Source organism: Treponema sp. UBA6852, assembly GCA_002449305.1.
Lineage (GTDB): Bacteria > Spirochaetota > Spirochaetia > Treponematales > Treponemataceae > Treponema_D.
In genome coordinates, this window is the sequence record DKDI01000036.1 from 39,821 (window position 1) to 56,526 (window position 16,706).

Annotated in this window: 15 protein-coding genes and 1 tRNA gene; 8 read left to right on the forward strand and 8 right to left on the reverse strand. The window is 42.2% G+C overall.

Annotated elements, in window-relative coordinates; all coding sequences use genetic code 11:
- Positions 1-37 precede the first annotated feature (37 nt).
- On the reverse strand, positions 38-1,069 hold the full coding sequence (gene pta / locus B3209_RS08095) for a phosphate acetyltransferase (protein WP_296662423.1): 1,032 nt from the start codon (positions 1,067-1,069) through the stop codon (positions 38-40).
- A gap of 32 nt (positions 1,070-1,101) precedes the next feature.
- Positions 1,102-1,175, reverse strand: a tRNA-Pro gene (locus B3209_RS08100).
- 351 nt (positions 1,176-1,526) lie between these two features.
- On the opposite strand from B3209_RS08100, the gene B3209_RS08105 reads away from it, so the two are divergent.
- The 3 genes from B3209_RS08105 (at position 1,527) to B3209_RS08115 (ending at position 4,006) form a co-directional block, all read left to right on the forward strand.
- Entirely contained in the window at positions 1,527-2,273 is a 747-nt protein-coding gene (locus B3209_RS08105; RefSeq protein WP_296662426.1) for a methyl-accepting chemotaxis protein, read from the forward strand.
- 390 nt (positions 2,274-2,663) lie between these two features.
- The gene (locus B3209_RS08110; RefSeq protein ID WP_296091400.1) at positions 2,664-2,939 is read left to right on the forward strand and encodes a hypothetical protein; all 276 of its coding nucleotides are present in this window, start codon (positions 2,664-2,666) and stop codon (positions 2,937-2,939) included.
- Positions 2,882-4,006, forward strand: a complete 1,125-nt coding sequence (locus B3209_RS08115) for a leucine-rich repeat domain-containing protein (protein WP_296662430.1) — start codon at positions 2,882-2,884, stop codon at positions 4,004-4,006. Before B3209_RS08110 ends, B3209_RS08115 begins: the two co-directional genes overlap by 58 nt.
- A gap of 11 nt (positions 4,007-4,017) precedes the next feature.
- Here B3209_RS08115 and B3209_RS08120 read toward each other — a convergent pair whose 3' ends face one another.
- Entirely contained in the window at positions 4,018-4,347 is a 330-nt protein-coding gene (locus B3209_RS08120; RefSeq protein ID WP_296662433.1) for a hypothetical protein, read from the reverse strand.
- A gap of 152 nt (positions 4,348-4,499) precedes the next feature.
- On the opposite strand from B3209_RS08120, the gene B3209_RS08125 reads away from it, so the two are divergent.
- Positions 4,500-5,522, forward strand: coding sequence for a branched-chain amino acid aminotransferase (locus B3209_RS08125; protein ID WP_296662435.1), 1,023 nt, complete (start codon positions 4,500-4,502; stop codon positions 5,520-5,522).
- Between the two features lie 222 nt (positions 5,523-5,744).
- Here B3209_RS08125 and B3209_RS08130 read toward each other — a convergent pair whose 3' ends face one another.
- The 3 genes from B3209_RS08130 to B3209_RS08140 all read right to left on the reverse strand — a co-directional run bounded on the left by B3209_RS08130 (position 5,745) and on the right by B3209_RS08140 (position 8,550).
- Positions 5,745-7,097: an MATE family efflux transporter gene (locus B3209_RS08130; RefSeq protein WP_296662437.1), complete on the reverse strand. Its 1,353-nt coding sequence runs from the start codon at positions 7,095-7,097 to the stop codon at positions 5,745-5,747.
- Between the two features lies 1 nt (position 7,098).
- Positions 7,099-8,205: a DNA adenine methylase gene (locus tag B3209_RS08135; protein WP_296662439.1), complete on the reverse strand. Its 1,107-nt coding sequence runs from the start codon at positions 8,203-8,205 to the stop codon at positions 7,099-7,101.
- Between the two features lie 132 nt (positions 8,206-8,337).
- Positions 8,338-8,550: a DUF2281 domain-containing protein gene (locus B3209_RS08140; protein ID WP_296662440.1), complete on the reverse strand. Its 213-nt coding sequence runs from the start codon at positions 8,548-8,550 to the stop codon at positions 8,338-8,340.
- Between the two features lie 301 nt (positions 8,551-8,851).
- Here B3209_RS08140 and prs point away from each other — a divergent pair, with 301 nt between their 5' ends.
- The 4 genes from prs to B3209_RS08160 all read left to right on the forward strand — a co-directional run bounded on the left by prs (position 8,852) and on the right by B3209_RS08160 (position 13,485).
- The gene (gene prs / locus B3209_RS08145; protein ID WP_296091406.1) at positions 8,852-10,105 is read left to right on the forward strand and encodes a ribose-phosphate diphosphokinase; all 1,254 of its coding nucleotides are present in this window, start codon (positions 8,852-8,854) and stop codon (positions 10,103-10,105) included.
- A gap of 82 nt (positions 10,106-10,187) precedes the next feature.
- Positions 10,188-11,426 (forward strand): xylulokinase, encoded by a 1,239-nt coding sequence (locus B3209_RS08150; RefSeq protein ID WP_296662442.1) that lies wholly within the window; start codon positions 10,188-10,190, stop codon positions 11,424-11,426.
- A gap of 14 nt (positions 11,427-11,440) precedes the next feature.
- Positions 11,441-12,094 (forward strand): HAD family hydrolase, encoded by a 654-nt coding sequence (locus B3209_RS08155; protein WP_296662444.1) that lies wholly within the window; start codon positions 11,441-11,443, stop codon positions 12,092-12,094.
- A gap of 41 nt (positions 12,095-12,135) precedes the next feature.
- Entirely contained in the window at positions 12,136-13,485 is a 1,350-nt protein-coding gene (locus B3209_RS08160) for an MATE family efflux transporter (RefSeq protein ID WP_296662445.1), read from the forward strand.
- Between the two features lie 69 nt (positions 13,486-13,554).
- Here B3209_RS08160 and purA read toward each other — a convergent pair whose 3' ends face one another.
- Entirely contained in the window at positions 13,555-14,781 is a 1,227-nt protein-coding gene (purA, locus tag B3209_RS08165; protein WP_288985209.1) for an adenylosuccinate synthase, read from the reverse strand.
- Positions 14,782-14,826: 45 nt separating this feature from the next.
- Positions 14,827-16,335, reverse strand: coding sequence for an IMP dehydrogenase (locus B3209_RS08170; protein WP_295800227.1), 1,509 nt, complete (start codon positions 16,333-16,335; stop codon positions 14,827-14,829).
- Between the last annotated feature and the right edge of the window lie 371 nt (positions 16,336-16,706).

A 16,706-nucleotide genomic window follows, 5' to 3' on the forward strand; every position in this document is an offset into this window, starting at 1 on the left:
ATTAAAAAGCTGCCCGGTTAGGACAGCTTGTGTTTGCTTATGCTTGCAATGCCGTAACTGCTACTGTTGCAACAATGTCGTCAACGTTGCAGCCGCGGCTAAGGTCGTTAAGCGGTTTTGCGAATCCTTGGCATACAGGTCCAATTGCCATCCAGCCGCCCATTCTCTGGGCAATCTTATAGCCGATGTTTCCTGCGTTGATATTTGGGAATACAAAAACATTTGCGTGTCCTGCAACTTTGCTTCCCGGAGCTTTTAGCTCTCCAACTTCTGGAGCAACCGCGGCGTCAAACTGAAATTCTCCGTCCAATGCCAAGTCTGGTGCTTTTTCCTGAGCAAGTTTTACTGCTTCCTGAACTTTTGGAACGCTCTTGAAGAACTTGTCATCGTTTCCGCTTCCTTTTGTGCTGAAGCTTAGCATGGCGACTCTTGGCTCGATTCCTGCAATTTTCTTTGCTGTATCGGCTGTTGCAACTGCAATGTCTGCAAGTTCTTCACTTGAAGGCTCAATGTTGATTGCGCAGTCAGCAAGAAGCGCAACACCTTCTTTTATGTATTTGTTTCCGCATTCCGGGGCAACCATGATAAAACTTGATGAAACTGTCTTTATTCCAGGCGCGGTCTTTATAACCTGAAGTCCTGGACGCAATGTGTTTGCTGTTGAATGGCAAGCTCCGCTTACAAATCCGTCCGCATCTCCTGCCTTGAGGATAAGAGCTCCGAACATTGTGCGGTCTTTGAGAATGTAGTTTTTTGCATCCTGAACTGAAGGATATTCTGCCTGCCCAGTTTTCTTGTTGATTTTGCCTTCACGTGTTTTGAACAAAAGTTCTGCATACTTGTCTGTGTTTGGGCTTGTGACTGGATCTACAAGCTCAATTCCTGAAAGGTCAACTCCTGGAGCTGCCTTTGCGCATTCTTCTGCGTTTCCGATAAGAATGATTTTTGCAATTCCTTCCTTTACGATTTTTGCAGCCGCTTCAACAACTCTCTTGTCTTCGCCTTCGCAAAGAACGATTTTTTTTCCGGCTGTCTTAGCCTTTTCCTTTAACTGTGAAACAAAATCCATAATGCACCTTCTTTGATTGTTTTGCTTGAAAATCGGGCAACCGGAATTCGAATCCGGGACCTCGTGCCCCCCAGACACGCACGCTAACCAACTGCGCTATTGCCCGAAAAGCACTGCAATTATATCAAATGGCGTATTGATTATCAATTGCAGCGGAAAAGGTATATTTTGTTCATCTTGTGCGCATACTTCATTTTTATTGCAACAGGGGGTATTTTGTGGTAGCATTTTCGGCAGATTCGTAAAAGAAAATGAAGAACAATATTAAGCTAAAAAATCATCTATTGTAATTATTTTAGTTTCAACTCTCATTGTCACAAATCTTTTTGTGGGAGTGGTTTCCTACTATGTTTCTGCGGGCGCAGTAGATGAAATCAGTTCGAGCATCGGGTCTCTTGAAAAAATGATTCAGGTTTAATCCGAAAATGTTCAGCAGGCATCTTCTGCAATTGAACAGATGATTGGCAATATATCTTCCGTGAATGCTTCCGTGGGCAAGATGATTTCTTCCTTTGACCAGTTTGAGGAGCATTCTAATACTGGAATTGCCAACCAGTCGAATGTAAATGAAATGATTCTTGACATTGAGCAGCAGTCGAAAATTCTTCAGGACGCGAACTTTGCGATTGCAGGCATTGCTTCGCAGACAAACCTTCTTGCTATGAATGCCGCGATTGAGGCAGCCCATGCAGGCGAGGCCGGAAGGGGATTCAGCGTGGTTGCGGATGAAATTAGAAAATTGTCGGCAACTTCATCGGAGCGCTCACATTCCATAGGCGCGCGGCTGGCAAAAATTCAGGAGACAATAAAAGGCGTTGTCTCTCTTTCAAATGAGACATTGTCGGAATTTTCGCTTGTTTCAGACAATATTGCGGAAACAGGCCAGATTGTGGCGCAGATAAAAAATGCGATGGAAGAACATCAGATAGGCTCAAAGCAGATTATAGATGCCCTTCAGTCTATGAACGATTCTACTGCCGAAGTAAAATCTTCGTCTGCGAAAATGTCTGAGGACAACAGGCATATCCTTGCAAAAGTGAAAAAGCTTCAGTCAACTGCTTTGACAATAAAAGACAGTATGGACAGAATGCAGGAAAACTCCACGGCTGCAGATGAGAGCAGGAAGATGCTTTCTGCAATTTCCGGCGATATTACAGACTCAGTAAAAGAAATCGGCGGCAAGATTGGACTTTTCAAGGTGTAGCACTGGCTTACATTTTTTTTCGCTTTCTTTTTTTCCCCCAGACAGCTACAGTACGCATCGTTGTTTAAATGAAGGCTTAAAAAAGGCAAAATTCAGCTGTATAGACAATATCAGGTGTTTTTTATAAAAAAAATATATTTTTTTTAGTTTCCTTTTGGATTTTCCAGACAGTTTGATATATAATATAAATAGGTAGTCCTAATTCAGGGCTTTATAAAGCAGTTAAAAACGGCGCAGGAAGAGAGGCGAATGCAGAAAACGCTCTGTTTTGCTGCCGCGGAAGCGGCAACGTTGATAGTTCAAAGGAAAAACAGTGCGTATTTTTGCAGACACATCTCGAACAGAATCTGTTTTTAGATAGAATTGTATTCAAATTAACAGGAGAAAACTATGAAGAAATCTATTTTCTTGATTTTACCAGCGGTAATGCTAATGCTTGCCTCGTGCATGGATTCCGCAAGCGGAAACGGTGGAGCTGGCTCTGTTCGTGTTGCGCTTCCGGGCTCTTCCCGGAATGTCTCTAGCAGTGACAGGGCCGACTCGTACACAGTTTCCCTGCTGAAAGGCGGAAAAGTTATAGAAAGCCAGACAGCCGTGCCGGGGGGGCAGTGGAGTTCAATGAGCTTGATGCCGGAAGCTACACGGTTGACGTTGAGGCGACTTTAAGCGGTGCCTTGAGCGGCGTGGGAAGCGCGGAAGTTGCAGTTACAGAGGGTGAGACGGCTTCATGCAGCGTTCTTATGAACAGAGTGTACACTGCGGCGCAGGCTGCGGAGCGTATAGCTGAGCGTATAAGCGATGATAACGGCGAGAACTGGAACATAATTGTTGCCGGTCCGATAGATGACGACGGCTTGTTAGAAATAGCTAAAAATTTAAAGGATGTTCTTACAGAAGGTTGTATAAGCCTTGACCTTGGCAGGACAACCGGGCTTAGCTCAATTGGTGTGACAAAGTTTCAGAACTGCACAGCTCTTTCTGCCATAGTTCTCCCGGAGGGAATAGGCTCTATTTATGAAAATGCTTTTGATGGATGCACATCACTTGCAAGTGTAACGATTTCAGATACTGTGAATGAAATAGGACAACTTGCGTTCCGTAATTGTTCTGCTCTTAAGAGCATAGAGATTCCAAACAGTGTAACAACGATTGCTATTGGCGCGTTCAGGGACTGCACGGCTCTAACAAGCATAGAGATTCCAAGGGGAGTAATTACGATTGGTTCAGACTCATTTAATGGTTGCACGGCTCTTGAAAGTATAGAGATTCCAGACAGTGTAACAACAATAGAAAGGGCTGCATTTCATGGATGCTCGTCTCTAACAGATGTATATATTCCGGACAGCGTTACTGAAATTGGAAATCAAACATTTACTAAGTGTTCCAATCTAAAAAGCATAGTTCTTTCGGCGGGAATAACTTCAATAGCTGAGCAAGTATTCAGGGAGTGCACGGCTCTAACAAGCATAGAAATTCCAGATGGCGTAAGTGAAATAAAAAGTAGTGCATTTATGAGCTGTGAGGTTCTTGAATCTATAACAATTCCGGTTAGTGTAACTTCAATTGAAACAGGTGCATTCGTTTCATGCAATAAACTGAAAGGTGGAACTGTAAAATATAAAGGCTTGTCGGATGATTGGAATGGAATTGCAATAGGCAGTAACAATCCTCCTTTTGAAAGCGGCAGTGGTATCAAAATAATATGTTCTGATAATAAAACAATAACTCTATAGCCAATCTTTTTCTACACCATGCAATGTGAATAACAAGACCGCGTCTGTTTAGGCGCGGTTTTGTTGTTGGCCATGAGGTCCTGGCTGGTGATTTGCTTTCCGTCTTTGTAGTACTCGTCATATCGTTTAGTCGGAGCTTTTTCCACTTTTAGGTAAGTCGCTCTCTTTATATTTTCAGTCTCGTTTTTGGAATCCTTCTCGCTCAGATTGCCGTCAATATAAAGTATGGCTTCTTTCGGTGTTATTACTGATTCGCTGCTGATCTCATATTTACATATAATCTTCACGTATGAACCATCCCGCTCGCCTTCTTCTGTTAATATGAGTGTTGTTCCGCTCACCGTGTACTTGTATTCCTGGTTTTTCTCATACTGTTTGCTTCCGGCTCTAAGCGGAATGTCTTTCCTGTGCTAATTGTTTGATTTTTTCATTTGTGTTAATATGTTTACAAAATTCTTGCCGGCATGGAAATACCGGTTTTTCGAGGTGAAGTATGGCAAAGAATATTGATTGGGCGAATCTTCCTTTTGGTTATCAGGTAACAGATAAGAGATTTGTTGCTAACTACAAGAACGGCGCATGGGACGCAGGCGAGCTTACTTCCGATGCTACTGTGCATATTTCTGAGTGCGCTGGAGTTCTTCAGTATGCCCAGACTTGCTTTGAAGGTCTTAAGGCTTACACAACAAAAGACGGCAGGATTGTTACTTTCCGCCCGGACTTGAACGCTGACCGCATGGCTTCTTCTTGTGAGCGTCTTGAAATGCCGGTGTTCCCAAAAGAGCGTTTTGTTCAGGCAGTTCTTGATACTGTTAAGGCGAACATTGACTGGGTTCCTCCTTTTGGAAGCGGCGCGACTTTGTATATCCGCCCGTATATGTTCGGTTCAAATGCTGTGATCGGAGTAAAGCCTGCTGACGAATATCAGTTTAGAATTCTTGTTACTCCAGTTGGTCCGTATTTTAAAGGCGGAGTCAAGCCGATTGTTGTTCGCATTTCAGATTTGGACAGAGCAGCTCCTCATGGAACAGGCGACATAAAAGCAGGTCTTAATTATGCGATGAGCCTTCACAATATCATGGATGCGCACAGAAACGGATTTGCAGAAAATATGTATCTTGATCCTGCGACACACACTTATATTGAAGAAACTGGCGGCGCAAATATCCTTTTTGTTACAAAGGACGGAAAACTTGTTACTCCAAAGTCAACCAGCATTCTTCCTTCAATCACACGCCGCTCTTTGATTCAGGTTGCAAAAGATTATCTTGGAATTGAAGTTGAGGAGCGCAAGATTAACAAGAATGAGCTTGCGGACTTTGCGGAATGCGGACTTTGCGGAACAGCTGCTGTAATTTCTCCAATTGGAAAAATTGTTGATCACGAAAAAGAAATCAATGTTCCAAGCGGAATGGAAGAAATCGGACCTGTTCTTAAAAAGCTCCGTGAAACTTTGACAGGAATCCAGATGGGCGAAATAAAAGCTCCAGAAGGCTGGATTTACGAGATTAAATAAACGGAAAATATTCAGTTTGCTATTGATTCCCTGGCTGCGGTCAGGGATTTTTTATAGACTGAAATTGCTTTATTATCATTCAGGCTCAATCATTGCCGTGCTTGAAAACTTGTCATTATCGGACTTGATCCTGCGATGTTTCTGAAAGAAACTCGATTGGTAATCTCCTGCACTGTATAAAAAAGACTCCTATGTCAAGCACAGGAATGACAGATAAAATTCTCATTGTTCTGTGCTGAATTTTTTCTTTCTGATAATCAGATACGAAGTTATTACTGCTGTTCCGGTTATTACCCAGCTGATTGGGTAGACGTTCATTATTGTTTCAAATGAAGTATATTTTTTGAATACGGTTGCAAGCCACACAAGTCTCAAAAGGCATGAGCCTGCCAGTGTAAGAACTGCCGGGAGCATTGAGTATCCCATTCCGCGCAAAGCGCCTGCTGTAATTTCGTAGCTGCTTGTAAGAAATTCAAGGGATTCCACATGGACTAGTCTTATGAGGGCAAATGTAATAACTGCTTCATCCACGGTGTAAACTCTAATCACTGCTCTTCTAAAGAACACAAAGACAAAGCACATTGCCCCGGAAATAATTACGCTGCACATCATTGAAAGCCTGTATATTTTTTTGCATCTGCTGAATTTCTTTGCGCCGTAATTTTGGCTTGTGAATGTTGTGGCTGCCTGAGTGAACGCGCTTACAACAAAGTATGAAAAGTATTCAAAGTTGAGCGCCGCCGCCGAGCCTGCCATCGCATTGCTTCCGAATGAATTTATTCCGCCTTGAATGCAGATGTTTGAAAAGCAGAAAACCATTCCCTGTAATCCTGCCGGAACTCCTATGCGCGCTATTTTTGCAAGCTGGCTTTTGTTTATATGAAGTTTCCTTAAATCCAGTCTGAGTTCCTCTTCTTCATTCAGCAGAAAGAAAATTATCATTGCCGCGCTTACGTAATTTGAAATTACAGTTGAAATTGCAACTCCCGCAACTCCCATTCTGAATACGATTACAAACACAAGGTTCAGGATAACGTTGAGAATTCCAGCCGCAATCAAACTGTACAAAGGGCGGTTTGAGTCTCCCTTGCTTCTTAGAACTGCCGAGCCAAAGTTGTACACCATGATTGCCGGCATTCCAAGAAAGTAAATGCGCAGGTAAAGAGCTGCAAGAACAAGAACTTCATCTGGCGTTCCTATTGCTTCAAGAATTGGCTTTGAAAGAATCGGACCTATGAATGCAAGAAAGATTCCGCTTATAATTGCCACAGAAATTACTGTGTGCACTGCTGACTTGATTTCGTCTTTTCTTTTCTGGCCGATTAAAGTTGCAATCAGAACATTTGCGCCGATCGACATTCCCACAAAAATATTTATAATTAAGTTGATTATCGGAGCATTGTTTCCTACCGCCGCCAAAGATGTGCTTCCAGAAAATCTTCCCACGACTGCCACATCCGCGGAATTAAAAACTTGCTGAAGAATGCTGCTTGCCGCAAACGGAAGAGAGAACACCAGAATCTTTCCAAGAAGCGGACCGTTGAGCATGTCAATTGAATTTTTTCCTGCGCTCATTTTACGACTTCTCCAAAACAAAAAGATATTCGGAAACGTGAATGTTTCTTGCGTTGAGGTTTCGCGAGCCTCTGAATGTATTGTATGAGATTTCAACGGTTTTGAGTTTTCCGTATTTTTCAAGCATGGATTTCATTTCGCCGAATTTAATAAATCCCTCTGAATTATAAGAAACAATTATAAATTTTGCATCAAGCGCGCTGATTATTTTTTCCATGGAATCCAATGCGCTGTGCTTTTTGTTGAACATTGAGCGGTTCCAATTCGCAGGAATTCCTGAAACTTTGCTGAGCTTGGCGTCCGGTATTTTGTTTTGCGCGATTATGTTCAGCATAAAATAATTTGAGCCGTAAGGATGCTGGTTGTACGGCGGATCTAAATATGCGATGTCAATTTTTTTAAGCTTGGAAGAAAGTTCAACGGTGTCTTCTTTGTAGATTTCAGTTTTTGACTTGAAGTTGCTGAACACCGGAACTGGAAGCTCCACTTGTCCCATGATTCTTGAAAGCGCGTTTTTTCCTGTTCCGCCAAAGCAGCCAAGCCCTGTGTTTTTGTTTTTGTAGAATCCCTTGAAAATTCCAGAAGTGTTTACGTGTACAGAAGCTTCTGTTAAAAGCGGCGCAATAAAAAATTTCTTGTATTCTTCGCAGTCAACAAGTTTGTCTATTAGCGTGCGGTAAGAGTCGATTCGTTCCGCGTTTTCCCTTGTGTAAAAAGCCCGCTCGCCTGCCTGAATGTCTTCTGTGTTTTTTGGCGCGTAGTTTGCGCAGATTATTCCGGGGATTTTCTGTTCAAAGAATTCTTTTTCAATCGATTTTCTGTAGCTGAAATATTTTTCGCTGTCAAAGTCTTTCTTGTTAAAAAGGTAGCAGCTGTTCAGGATTGAAGAATAGTCTTCCAAGTCGTTCACAATTACCGTTGAAGAATACTGCTTGAGCATCCGCGCAACAATTCCCGAGCCTGAAAATAAATCCGCGCAGACAAGCTTTTGTTTTTTGAGCTTTGATTTTATCTGTTCAATTTCGCTTCGGATATTTCCAATCAGAATCCGTTTGTTTCCGATGTAAGTTATAATTTGCGTTGTCAGGTAGTCTGTGTTTTCTGCCATTTTCTGTTCCTCGCAAATTCAGCGGAATGTTTTACAGTTTCTGTTTTGCTCAAGGATTTAAAAAGGAAAATTTCTGTGTTCTAAGATACTCTAGAAAGCAAGGAACTTCAAGAGATTTTTACGACACGGAGCTCACGCATCAGCATCCACCGCCTTTTCAAGCTCCTCAAAGGTTTTGTATGTGTCGTATTCTCCTCGGCTGAATTCGGCTATTGCCTCATCAAGTCCGTTTATATTTTTTGCATGGGAATTTTTATATAGAAGAAAATCAATGTAGTCTGAAACTTCCGTAACAAGATTTTCCGGAAGCGACCTTACTTTCTTTTCAAGAATCGCTGTTGTCATACAAAGCCTCCTTGCAAAAGTATACATTTCTTTTTTTGGGAAATCAACTTTCAGCGGAAAAAACATCTTGAACCGACTGACATTGCCTATGTCAACCGGACAATCTGTATTCACGTAAGAGATTGCCGTGTCAACGCACGGGAATGACAGTTTGTCCCATGTCATTCCCGCGCTGACAGGCAGTCAATCTTGGTTACAAAATTCATCTTAATTGACCTATGTTCTATAAAACGGTATTATATGCGTAAAAGTTCTACTTAAATCTTCTGCTTTCAAAAAATTTAAATAAGGGGTAAGAATAATGCCGTATTCTGAGCCAACTGATCTTGCTGTTGTAGCCTGTCCGGGCGGAGAGTCTTTCGCCAACGAAGTCATCACACATTTGCGCCATATGTACAAGCACCGTTTTTCTTTGAAGAGCGATGTTATTTCAAAACGCTACGGACTTGAAAAGGAAAATATCGTTCAGCAGATTAACTTGAAGAATGATATTGAAACTAGCGACCTGTGCATCCGCGGTGCAACAGACAAATACCGTGCGCCGTTTTTTAAGGTAAATGCAAGGTTCACATATTTTGCAAACGGAGAATTCAAGACAGAACTTTTGGATTGCATCCGCGGAAAAGATGTTTATATTTTTCAGGATGTTGAAAACCACGAAAAGCTTGCTCTTAACGACGGAAAAAATGTTCTTAGCCTGAGCGTAAACGACCACGTTATGAGCCTTCTTGTTACTATTGATGCAGTTCGTCAGGCTGGAGCGCGCCAGATTACTTTGGTTTTGCCTGCTTATCCTTACAGCCGCCAGCATAAAAAGAAGAGCCGTGAAGGTCTTACCGCAGCTCTTTTGGGACACATTTACGAAATGATGGAAGTTAAGCGCATTATTACCCTTGACCTTCATTCACGCGAAATTGTAAATGCGTTTGCCCACACTCATTGTGAAAATCTTCATGCTTCATACCAGATTATCCGCGAGCTTGCACGTGTAGTTGATCTTACAAAGGAAGATCTTGTTGTTGTAAGCCCGGACACTGGAGCAATTGACCGCAATAAATTCTATGCGACTGGACTAAAAAAGCCTCTTGCCATGATTTACAAGGAGCGCGATTATTCAATCGTTACTCAGGATGCAAAAAATACAAACATCAAGAGCATAAAGCTTTTGGGCGATGTAAAAGGAAAAGTTGCATTCCTTGCAGACGATATGCTTGGCACAGGCGGAACTTTGCTCAAAGCAATGGGATTTTTGCATGAGCAGGGCGCGACAAAAGTTATTGCCGCAATCAGCCTTCCGTTCTTTACAGGAAATGCGATTGAGCAGTTTGACGAAGCCTACAGCAAAGGTTTGTTCTATAGAATAATTGGAACTAATGCGGTTTACCATGAAGAGCTTTTAAAGCGTGAATGGTATATCAGCACAAATGTTTCTGGTCTTTTTGCAAATGTAATTACAAGGCTTCATCACGACCAGTCTTTAAGCGATTTGCTTGACAACCGCACAATCATAGACAAGCTTATAAAAGTTTCAACACCTGCTGAAAAAGCTGAGTAATATTTTAAAACGGCATATTTCTTTTTGATGAATTATTCTACAAAAGCGGTATGCCGTTATTGTTTTTGGAAAATTGTTTTTTATGGAACAAACTGTTCTTGCCGTTGATATTGGAACATCTTCTTTAAAGGCTGCCTTTGTTTCTGAAAAAGGAAAAGTCTGCTCATTCAGCCGCCGTCCATTTTTGCTTTGTAATACCGAACACGCTTCAAAAGAATGGCTTCCTGCCTTTCAGAATGCTTTGCAGGATTTGTTTTCCAAGTCGCCAGAAATACGTCCAAGCGGAATATGTGTAAGTGGGAACGGTCCTACTCTTGTTGCACAGTCCGGCGAAACTTTTTTATGGAACGAAAAAGTTGTTCAGTTAAAATCCAGTTCCCTTTTTGTTCCGCGCTTGCTTGCGTTTAAAGACAAGTTCCCTGATGTATGGAAAAAGAGTGAACTGGTTTTTAGCGGCCCTGAATATTTTTTGTGGCTTCTTACCGGAGAGCCTTGCACAATTCTCCCTGAAAAAAGATTTGAGTCCGCGTATTGGAACAAGCAGTTTCTTTTGGAAAGCGGATTTTCAAATGACGAAATAAATAAGCTTCCGTCTTTTGCAGAGCCTTCGCATAAACTTGCAGGACTTTCAAGAAAAGCCTCTTCATTTTTGGGCGCGGAAGAATTTGGAATAAAAGAAGGACTTCCTGTTTTTTGCGGTGCTCCTGATTTTATTTCTGCGCTTGTTGGCACGGCGACTGTAAAGCCTGGCATTTTGTGCGACAGAGCTGGCTCTAGCGAAGGCATTAATTTTTGTACTTCTGTTCCGCTTGAAGCTGAAAAAATCCGCACGCTTCCTTCTGTTGTGCCGGAACTTTGGAACGCTTCTGTTTTGCTTCCTGATTCAGGTTCAAAGTTTGATTCTTTTAAGCTTAAGATTGAACGTGAGCTTGGAAGGCAGATTGAATATTCTGTTCTTGTTCAGGAAATAATCGGCAGCGACGGAACAAATGCTTCTTTAGATCAAGGCAAATATCTTATGATTCAGACCGCGTTGAATTTAAAGGATGCACTTGGAATTTTAAAAGATGCCGCTGCAAAAAAAGGAATTGCATTCCCTGATGAAATGCGTGTTGCTGGAGGGCAAGCAAAAAGCGCGCTTTGGAATCAGATGAAAGCCGATATAACTGGAATGAAAATTTCAGTTCCTTCTTGTCCTGACGCAGAACTTTTGGGAGATGCCGCGTTTGCATTTACAGCGTTGAAAGTTTTTCCTACTTTGACTTCGGCATCTGAATCTTTGTTTTCCAAGGCGGAAACTTTTTATCCGCAAAACTATTAAGGGCTTGGACGCACGTGAAGCTTTATTCAATTCCAAAGAAAATAAAAACTTTTATTTTTGACATTGACGGAACTCTTTATACAAGCCCGGAATTTGTTGCGGAGCAGGTTGATGTTCAGATTAGGCACTATGCGCACATAAACGGCATTTCCGAAGATTCCGCTAGAAACATGATTGAAAGCTACAGAAAAAAGTGGAGCGCAGAGCACGGCGGAAAAAAAATCAGCTTGGGGAACACTTTTCCTGCGTTTGGTGTGGATATTGAAACTAGCATAAAATGGCGCAACGAGCTTTTGCAGCCGGAAAAATATCTTTTGCCGAACTTAAAGCTAAAAGAATTTCTTGGGGAATTGAAAAAATCCTTTAACTTGATTTGCGTTACAAATAATCCTGTAAAAGCCGCAAGAAGAACTTTGAAAGCCGTGGGAATTTCTGAGCTTATTCCCGATGTGATTGGACTTGATACTTGCATGAAGTCTAAGCCCGCGAAGGAAATGCTTGAGCTTGCCGCAAAAAAAACTTCCAGTGAATTCAGCGAGTGCGTTTCTGTGGGAGACAGATTTGACATAGACATTGCGCTTCCTCTTGAGCTTGGCATGGGAGGAATCCTTGTAGACGGCGCACAGGATGTTGTAAAGATTCTCGATGAAATAAAATCTATTGACTAAAAAAAATCTTTGCTGTATAAGTTTGAACTCCGAGGTGTTTTATGGCTCAAGAAAAACTTATTGACAAAGTAAACGATACTCCGCTTAGAAAAATCGCTTATCCGCTTGTAATTGAAAATCTTCTTTTTCTTGCATTTTCCAGCATTGATGTTTTTATGCTGTCTGGCTATTCAGACAAGGCTGTTGCGGCGGTAGGTCTTATAACCCAGTACACTTGGTTTCTTCTTGTTTTGCTGCAAGTGATTCCAAATGGAGCGACTATTTCCCTTACAAACTTTTTGGGAGCAGGGCAGGTTGAAAAAGCCAAGAAGATTTCCCGGACGGCACTGCAGATGGTGATTGTATTCGGCTTGTTTTTTGGACTTGTGTTTGCGTTTTTAATTCCGCAGATTCTAAAAAAATACAACATTGACGATGAAGTGCGATTGTTTGCAAGCCAGTATGCTTTTATTTATTCGGCATTTTCTGTTTTCAGTGGAATCTCTATAGTTCAATCTTCTATTTTACGAAGCTACGGACACACAAAAGATGCAATGGTTGTAAATGCAATAGCAAACTCTTTAAATATTGTGGGCAATGCGCTTGCTTTGTACGGCTGGTTTGGATTGCCGGTTCTGGGCGTAAAAGGCGTTGCAATTTCCACAGTCGCAAGCCAGTTCGCAGGAAGTGTAATTCTTTCTATCCGAATCGCTTGCTTAAAAGATTCCAGGTATTCAGTAAAAAATCCGTTTAAGATTGTAAAAAGCGAATGGAGGCAGATTCTTAGAATTGGTGTTCCAACCGCAGGCGAAAGTGTTTCCTGGAATTTGTCGCAGCTTGTTATAATGATTATAATTACAACATTTGGAACAGAAGCAATTGCCGCGTTCACTTATCTTATGACAATCTTGCGCTTTATCTATATGATTGCAATTTCCATAGGAACGGCTTCTCAAATTAAAACAGGACACTATTGCGGCGCGGGACTTCAGCAGACTGCATACAAAAATGTTTTTTGCTATCAAATCTCTGGAAGCGCAGTGAGCCTTTTTATTGCGACTGTAATTTTTATTTTCCGCCGCCAGATGATTGCGCTTTTTACTACAGACACTGCGATTACTTCTATAATACTTTCTGTAATGCCTGTAACATTTTTTCTGGAACTTGGACGTTCTATAAATGTTATTACAATTCCGTGCCTTATGGCTTCTGGTGATATTCATTTTCCTGTTGGAGCCGGAATCTTTTCAAACTGGATGATTTCAACTTTGCTTTCTTATGTTTTTGCGATTGTGTTTGGCTGGGGATTTATTGGCGTTATAATTGCAATGGCGTGCGATGAACTTTTCCGCGGAACTCTGATGATTTTTAGATGGAAGTCAAAAGTCTGGATGTATAAAAAGGCAGTGTGAAAGGTTTGATGAAAGACAAAGCCCGTGCAATTTTTTGCACGGGCTTTGTCTTTTAACAGCACTGTAGATTTATTTTTTCCAAGGGTTTTTGCGGATGAATGTTTCGTCACGCTCGTAGCCTACGGAAATAATGCTTACTGGTGTGCCGGTGAAGGCTTCAATGAATTCTACATAAGCGCGCGCGTTCTTTGGCATTTTCTTGTAGCTTCTGCATTCTTTGAGCGAAGTTTTCCAGCCGGAAAATTTCTGAAGAATTGGCTTTGCGCTGTTAAGCTGGTCAATGTTTGCAGGAAAGTCTGTTACAATTTTTCCGTTTATTTCATAGCCAACGCAAGCTTCAATCTGATCCATTGCATCGTAAATATCAAGGTGCGTAAGAACAAGACTGTCCAAGCTGTTTACACGGCAGGCATAGCGCAATGCAACCAAATCAAGATAGCCACATCTTCTGGCTCTTCCTGTTGTAACTCCGTATTCACGGCCTGTGTCGCGCACATACTGGCAAAGCTCGCCTTCGCTTGTGGCATTGAACTCTGTTGGCATAGGACCGTTTCCGACTCGTGTTTCATAAGCTTTGAAAACTCCAAGAATATGGTCAAGGTTATGAGGACCGATTCCGCAGCCTGTTGCAGCTCCAGCCGCACAAGAAGCTCCAGAGCTTACATAAGGATATGTTCCAGAATCAATGTCGAGCATTGCTCCCTGTGCGCCTTCAAAGAGAATGTTTTCCTTGCGGAATTCCCACATTTTTTGTGTAAGGTCTACACGCATCTGCAAAAGCTGCTCTTTGTATTTATCAAGATATTCAAGGTCTTCTTTTTCAAGGTCAGCAAGTTTTTCTGTCCAGTCCAAGTCTGCAAGCCGAAGTCCGTCGCGGTGAGCTTTTTCACTGTAGGCGATTCCGATTCCACGGCCGGTTGTTCCAATCGGGCGTTTGCGGGAAGCGTCTCTGTCTTTATCCATCTGGCGGTATCTTGGAAGAATAAGGTGCGCGCGGTCGGAAATAAATACTCTGCCTTCCCAGTCCACGCCGTTGTCTTTTATCATTTTAAGCTCTTCAAACAAGGCTTCCGGGTCGATAACCATTCCTGCTCCAAGAAAAACCTTTTTGTCTGAATAAAGGATTCCGCTTGGAACTTGATGAAGCGCAAATTGTTTTCCATCTACAACAATTGTATGTCCTGCGTTCGGACCTCCTGAATAACGGACAACATATTTTGCGTCCTTTGCAAGGTAGTCTACAATTTTGCCTTTTCCTTCATCGCCCCACTGAGCGCCAATGATAACAACATTCATTTATAATTCCTCCAAGGCTTTCCGCCTAGAATTTTTAATTTAGTTTCAGCTGTGAATAGAAGTGTTGCGTACTGTAACATCGTGCGCGCTTCCTTCGCTGATTGTTGTAGATGAAACAAGTGTAAGTTTTGCTTTCTGCTGAAGTTCTGGAATTGAAAGTGCGCCGCAGTTGCACATTGTGTGAATTACTTTGCTCATTGAAAGCGAAACATTGTCGTGCAAGCGTCCGGCATAAGGAACGTAAGAGTCTACTCCTTCTTCAAACGCCATTCCCTTTTTTCCGCCAAGATCGTAACGCTGCCAGTTGCGCGCCCTGTTGCTTCCTTCGCCCCAATATTCCTTTACGTAGTTTCCGTTGATTATAAGCTTGTTTGTAGGAGACTCATCGAATCTTGCAAAGTAGCGTCCGAGCATTACAAAGTCCGCGCCCATTGCAAGAGCAAGTGTTATGTGGTAGTCGTGAACGATTCCGCCGTCCGAGCAGATTGGAACATAGATTCCTGTTTTTGCGTAGTATTCATCGCGCGCTTTTGCAACTTCGATTGTAGCTGTTGCCTGTCCGCGTCCGATTCCTTTTTGCTCGCGTGTAATGCAGATTGAGCCGCCGCCAATTCCAATTTTTACAAAGTCCGCGCCGTTTTCTGCAAGGAACATAAAGCCTTCGCGGTCAACAACGTTTCCAGCCCCAACTTTTACATCTTTTCCGAATTTTTCGTGGATGTCGTGAAGGGCTCTTGCCTGCCATTCAGAATATCCTTCGCTTGAATCAAGGCACAAAATATCAACGCCAGCCTTTAAAAGTGCCGGAACTCTTTCCATGTAGTCGCGTGTGTTGATTCCTGCACCAACAATGTATCTGTGGTCGCTGTCCATAAGCTCGTTTGGATGGCTTTCGTGGTTGTCAAAGTCTTTTCTGAATACAATTGAAACAAGATGATTTTTGTCATCGATTATAGGAAGCTGATTTACTTTGTGCGCCCAGATTAAGTCGTTTGCCGCGCTCAAAGTGATTCCGTCTTTGCCGGTAACAAGTTTTGCAAAAGGCGTCATGTATTCGCTTACTTTTGAATTTGCAGGAACATGGTCAATTCTAAAGTCGCGCTCTGTAATAATTCCTTCAAGCTTGCCGTGGGCAGTTCCATCGTCTGTTACGGCAATTGTGCTGTGTCCAGTTTGTTCTATTAAAGATACAACTTCTTCAAGAGTCTGATCCGGGCGGATATTTGAGTCGGAAGTTACAAAGCCGGCTTTGTATGATTTTACGCGCGCAACCATTGCCGCCTGATTTTCGATTGTCTGTGAGCCAAATATAAAACTGATTCCGCCTTCTTTTGCAAGGGCAATTGCCATTTTGTCATCAGAAACCGACTGCATGACCGCGCTTACCAAAGGAATGTTCATTGAAAGCGAAGGTTTTTCGCCTGATTTTTTGTTGAATCTTACAACTGGTGTTTTCAATGAAACATTTTCTGGAATGCATTCTGCGGATGTGTAGCCGGGAATTAACAGATACTCACCGAATGTGTGAGACGGTTCTTCGTAAAAGTATGCCATTTTGCCCTCTTGAAATGAAATTAGGCAGCTATAGTGCCTTAGAAATTTCAGCATATTATATAAAAAACAGCCTGTTCTGTCTATTCTTTAGTTATGGAGGGAGGAAAACCAACTAATTCGTAAGCGTAGTTTTTCCTCCCTCCATGCCACCCTCCTTTCCTTGCAACGCTTAGGGCTGCGCCCTAAGAACCTGCTTATAATTTGCATTATTCCTGAATATGCGGTAAGAAAAAGAAAGCGGCAACCGAGCCGTTTTGAGCAATGTTGGCTGGTCCGATTCCTTTTACGCTCAACTTGGTGAATTGACGCGCTTTTTCTTATAGCATATTCAGATGGTTGTAGTTTTGTGTTGAAGGATATTTGTTGCGGAA

Bases quoted from the DNA above. Each gene is read 5' to 3' on its own strand.
- pta (WP_296662423.1), bottom strand. From the start codon at position 1,069: ATGGATTTTGTTTCACAGTTAAAGGAAAAGGCTAAGACAGCCGGAAAA.
- B3209_RS08105 (WP_296662426.1), top strand. From the start codon at position 1,527: ATGATTGGCAATATATCTTCCGTGAATGCTTCCGTGGGCAAGATGATT.
- B3209_RS08110 (WP_296091400.1), top strand. From the start codon at position 2,664: ATGAAGAAATCTATTTTCTTGATTTTACCAGCGGTAATGCTAATGCTT.
- B3209_RS08125 (WP_296662435.1), top strand. From the start codon at position 4,500: ATGGCAAAGAATATTGATTGGGCGAATCTTCCTTTTGGTTATCAGGTA.
- B3209_RS08130 (WP_296662437.1), bottom strand. From the start codon at position 7,097: ATGAGCGCAGGAAAAAATTCAATTGACATGCTCAACGGTCCGCTTCTT.
- B3209_RS08135 (WP_296662439.1), bottom strand. From the start codon at position 8,205: ATGGCAGAAAACACAGACTACCTGACAACGCAAATTATAACTTACATC.
- B3209_RS08140 (WP_296662440.1), bottom strand. From the start codon at position 8,550: ATGACAACAGCGATTCTTGAAAAGAAAGTAAGGTCGCTTCCGGAAAAT.
- prs (WP_296091406.1), top strand. From the start codon at position 8,852: ATGCCGTATTCTGAGCCAACTGATCTTGCTGTTGTAGCCTGTCCGGGC.
- B3209_RS08150 (WP_296662442.1), top strand. From the start codon at position 10,188: ATGGAACAAACTGTTCTTGCCGTTGATATTGGAACATCTTCTTTAAAG.
- B3209_RS08160 (WP_296662445.1), top strand. From the start codon at position 12,136: ATGGCTCAAGAAAAACTTATTGACAAAGTAAACGATACTCCGCTTAGA.
- purA (WP_288985209.1), bottom strand. From the start codon at position 14,781: ATGAATGTTGTTATCATTGGCGCTCAGTGGGGCGATGAAGGAAAAGGC.
- B3209_RS08170 (WP_295800227.1), bottom strand. From the start codon at position 16,335: ATGGCATACTTTTACGAAGAACCGTCTCACACATTCGGTGAGTATCTG.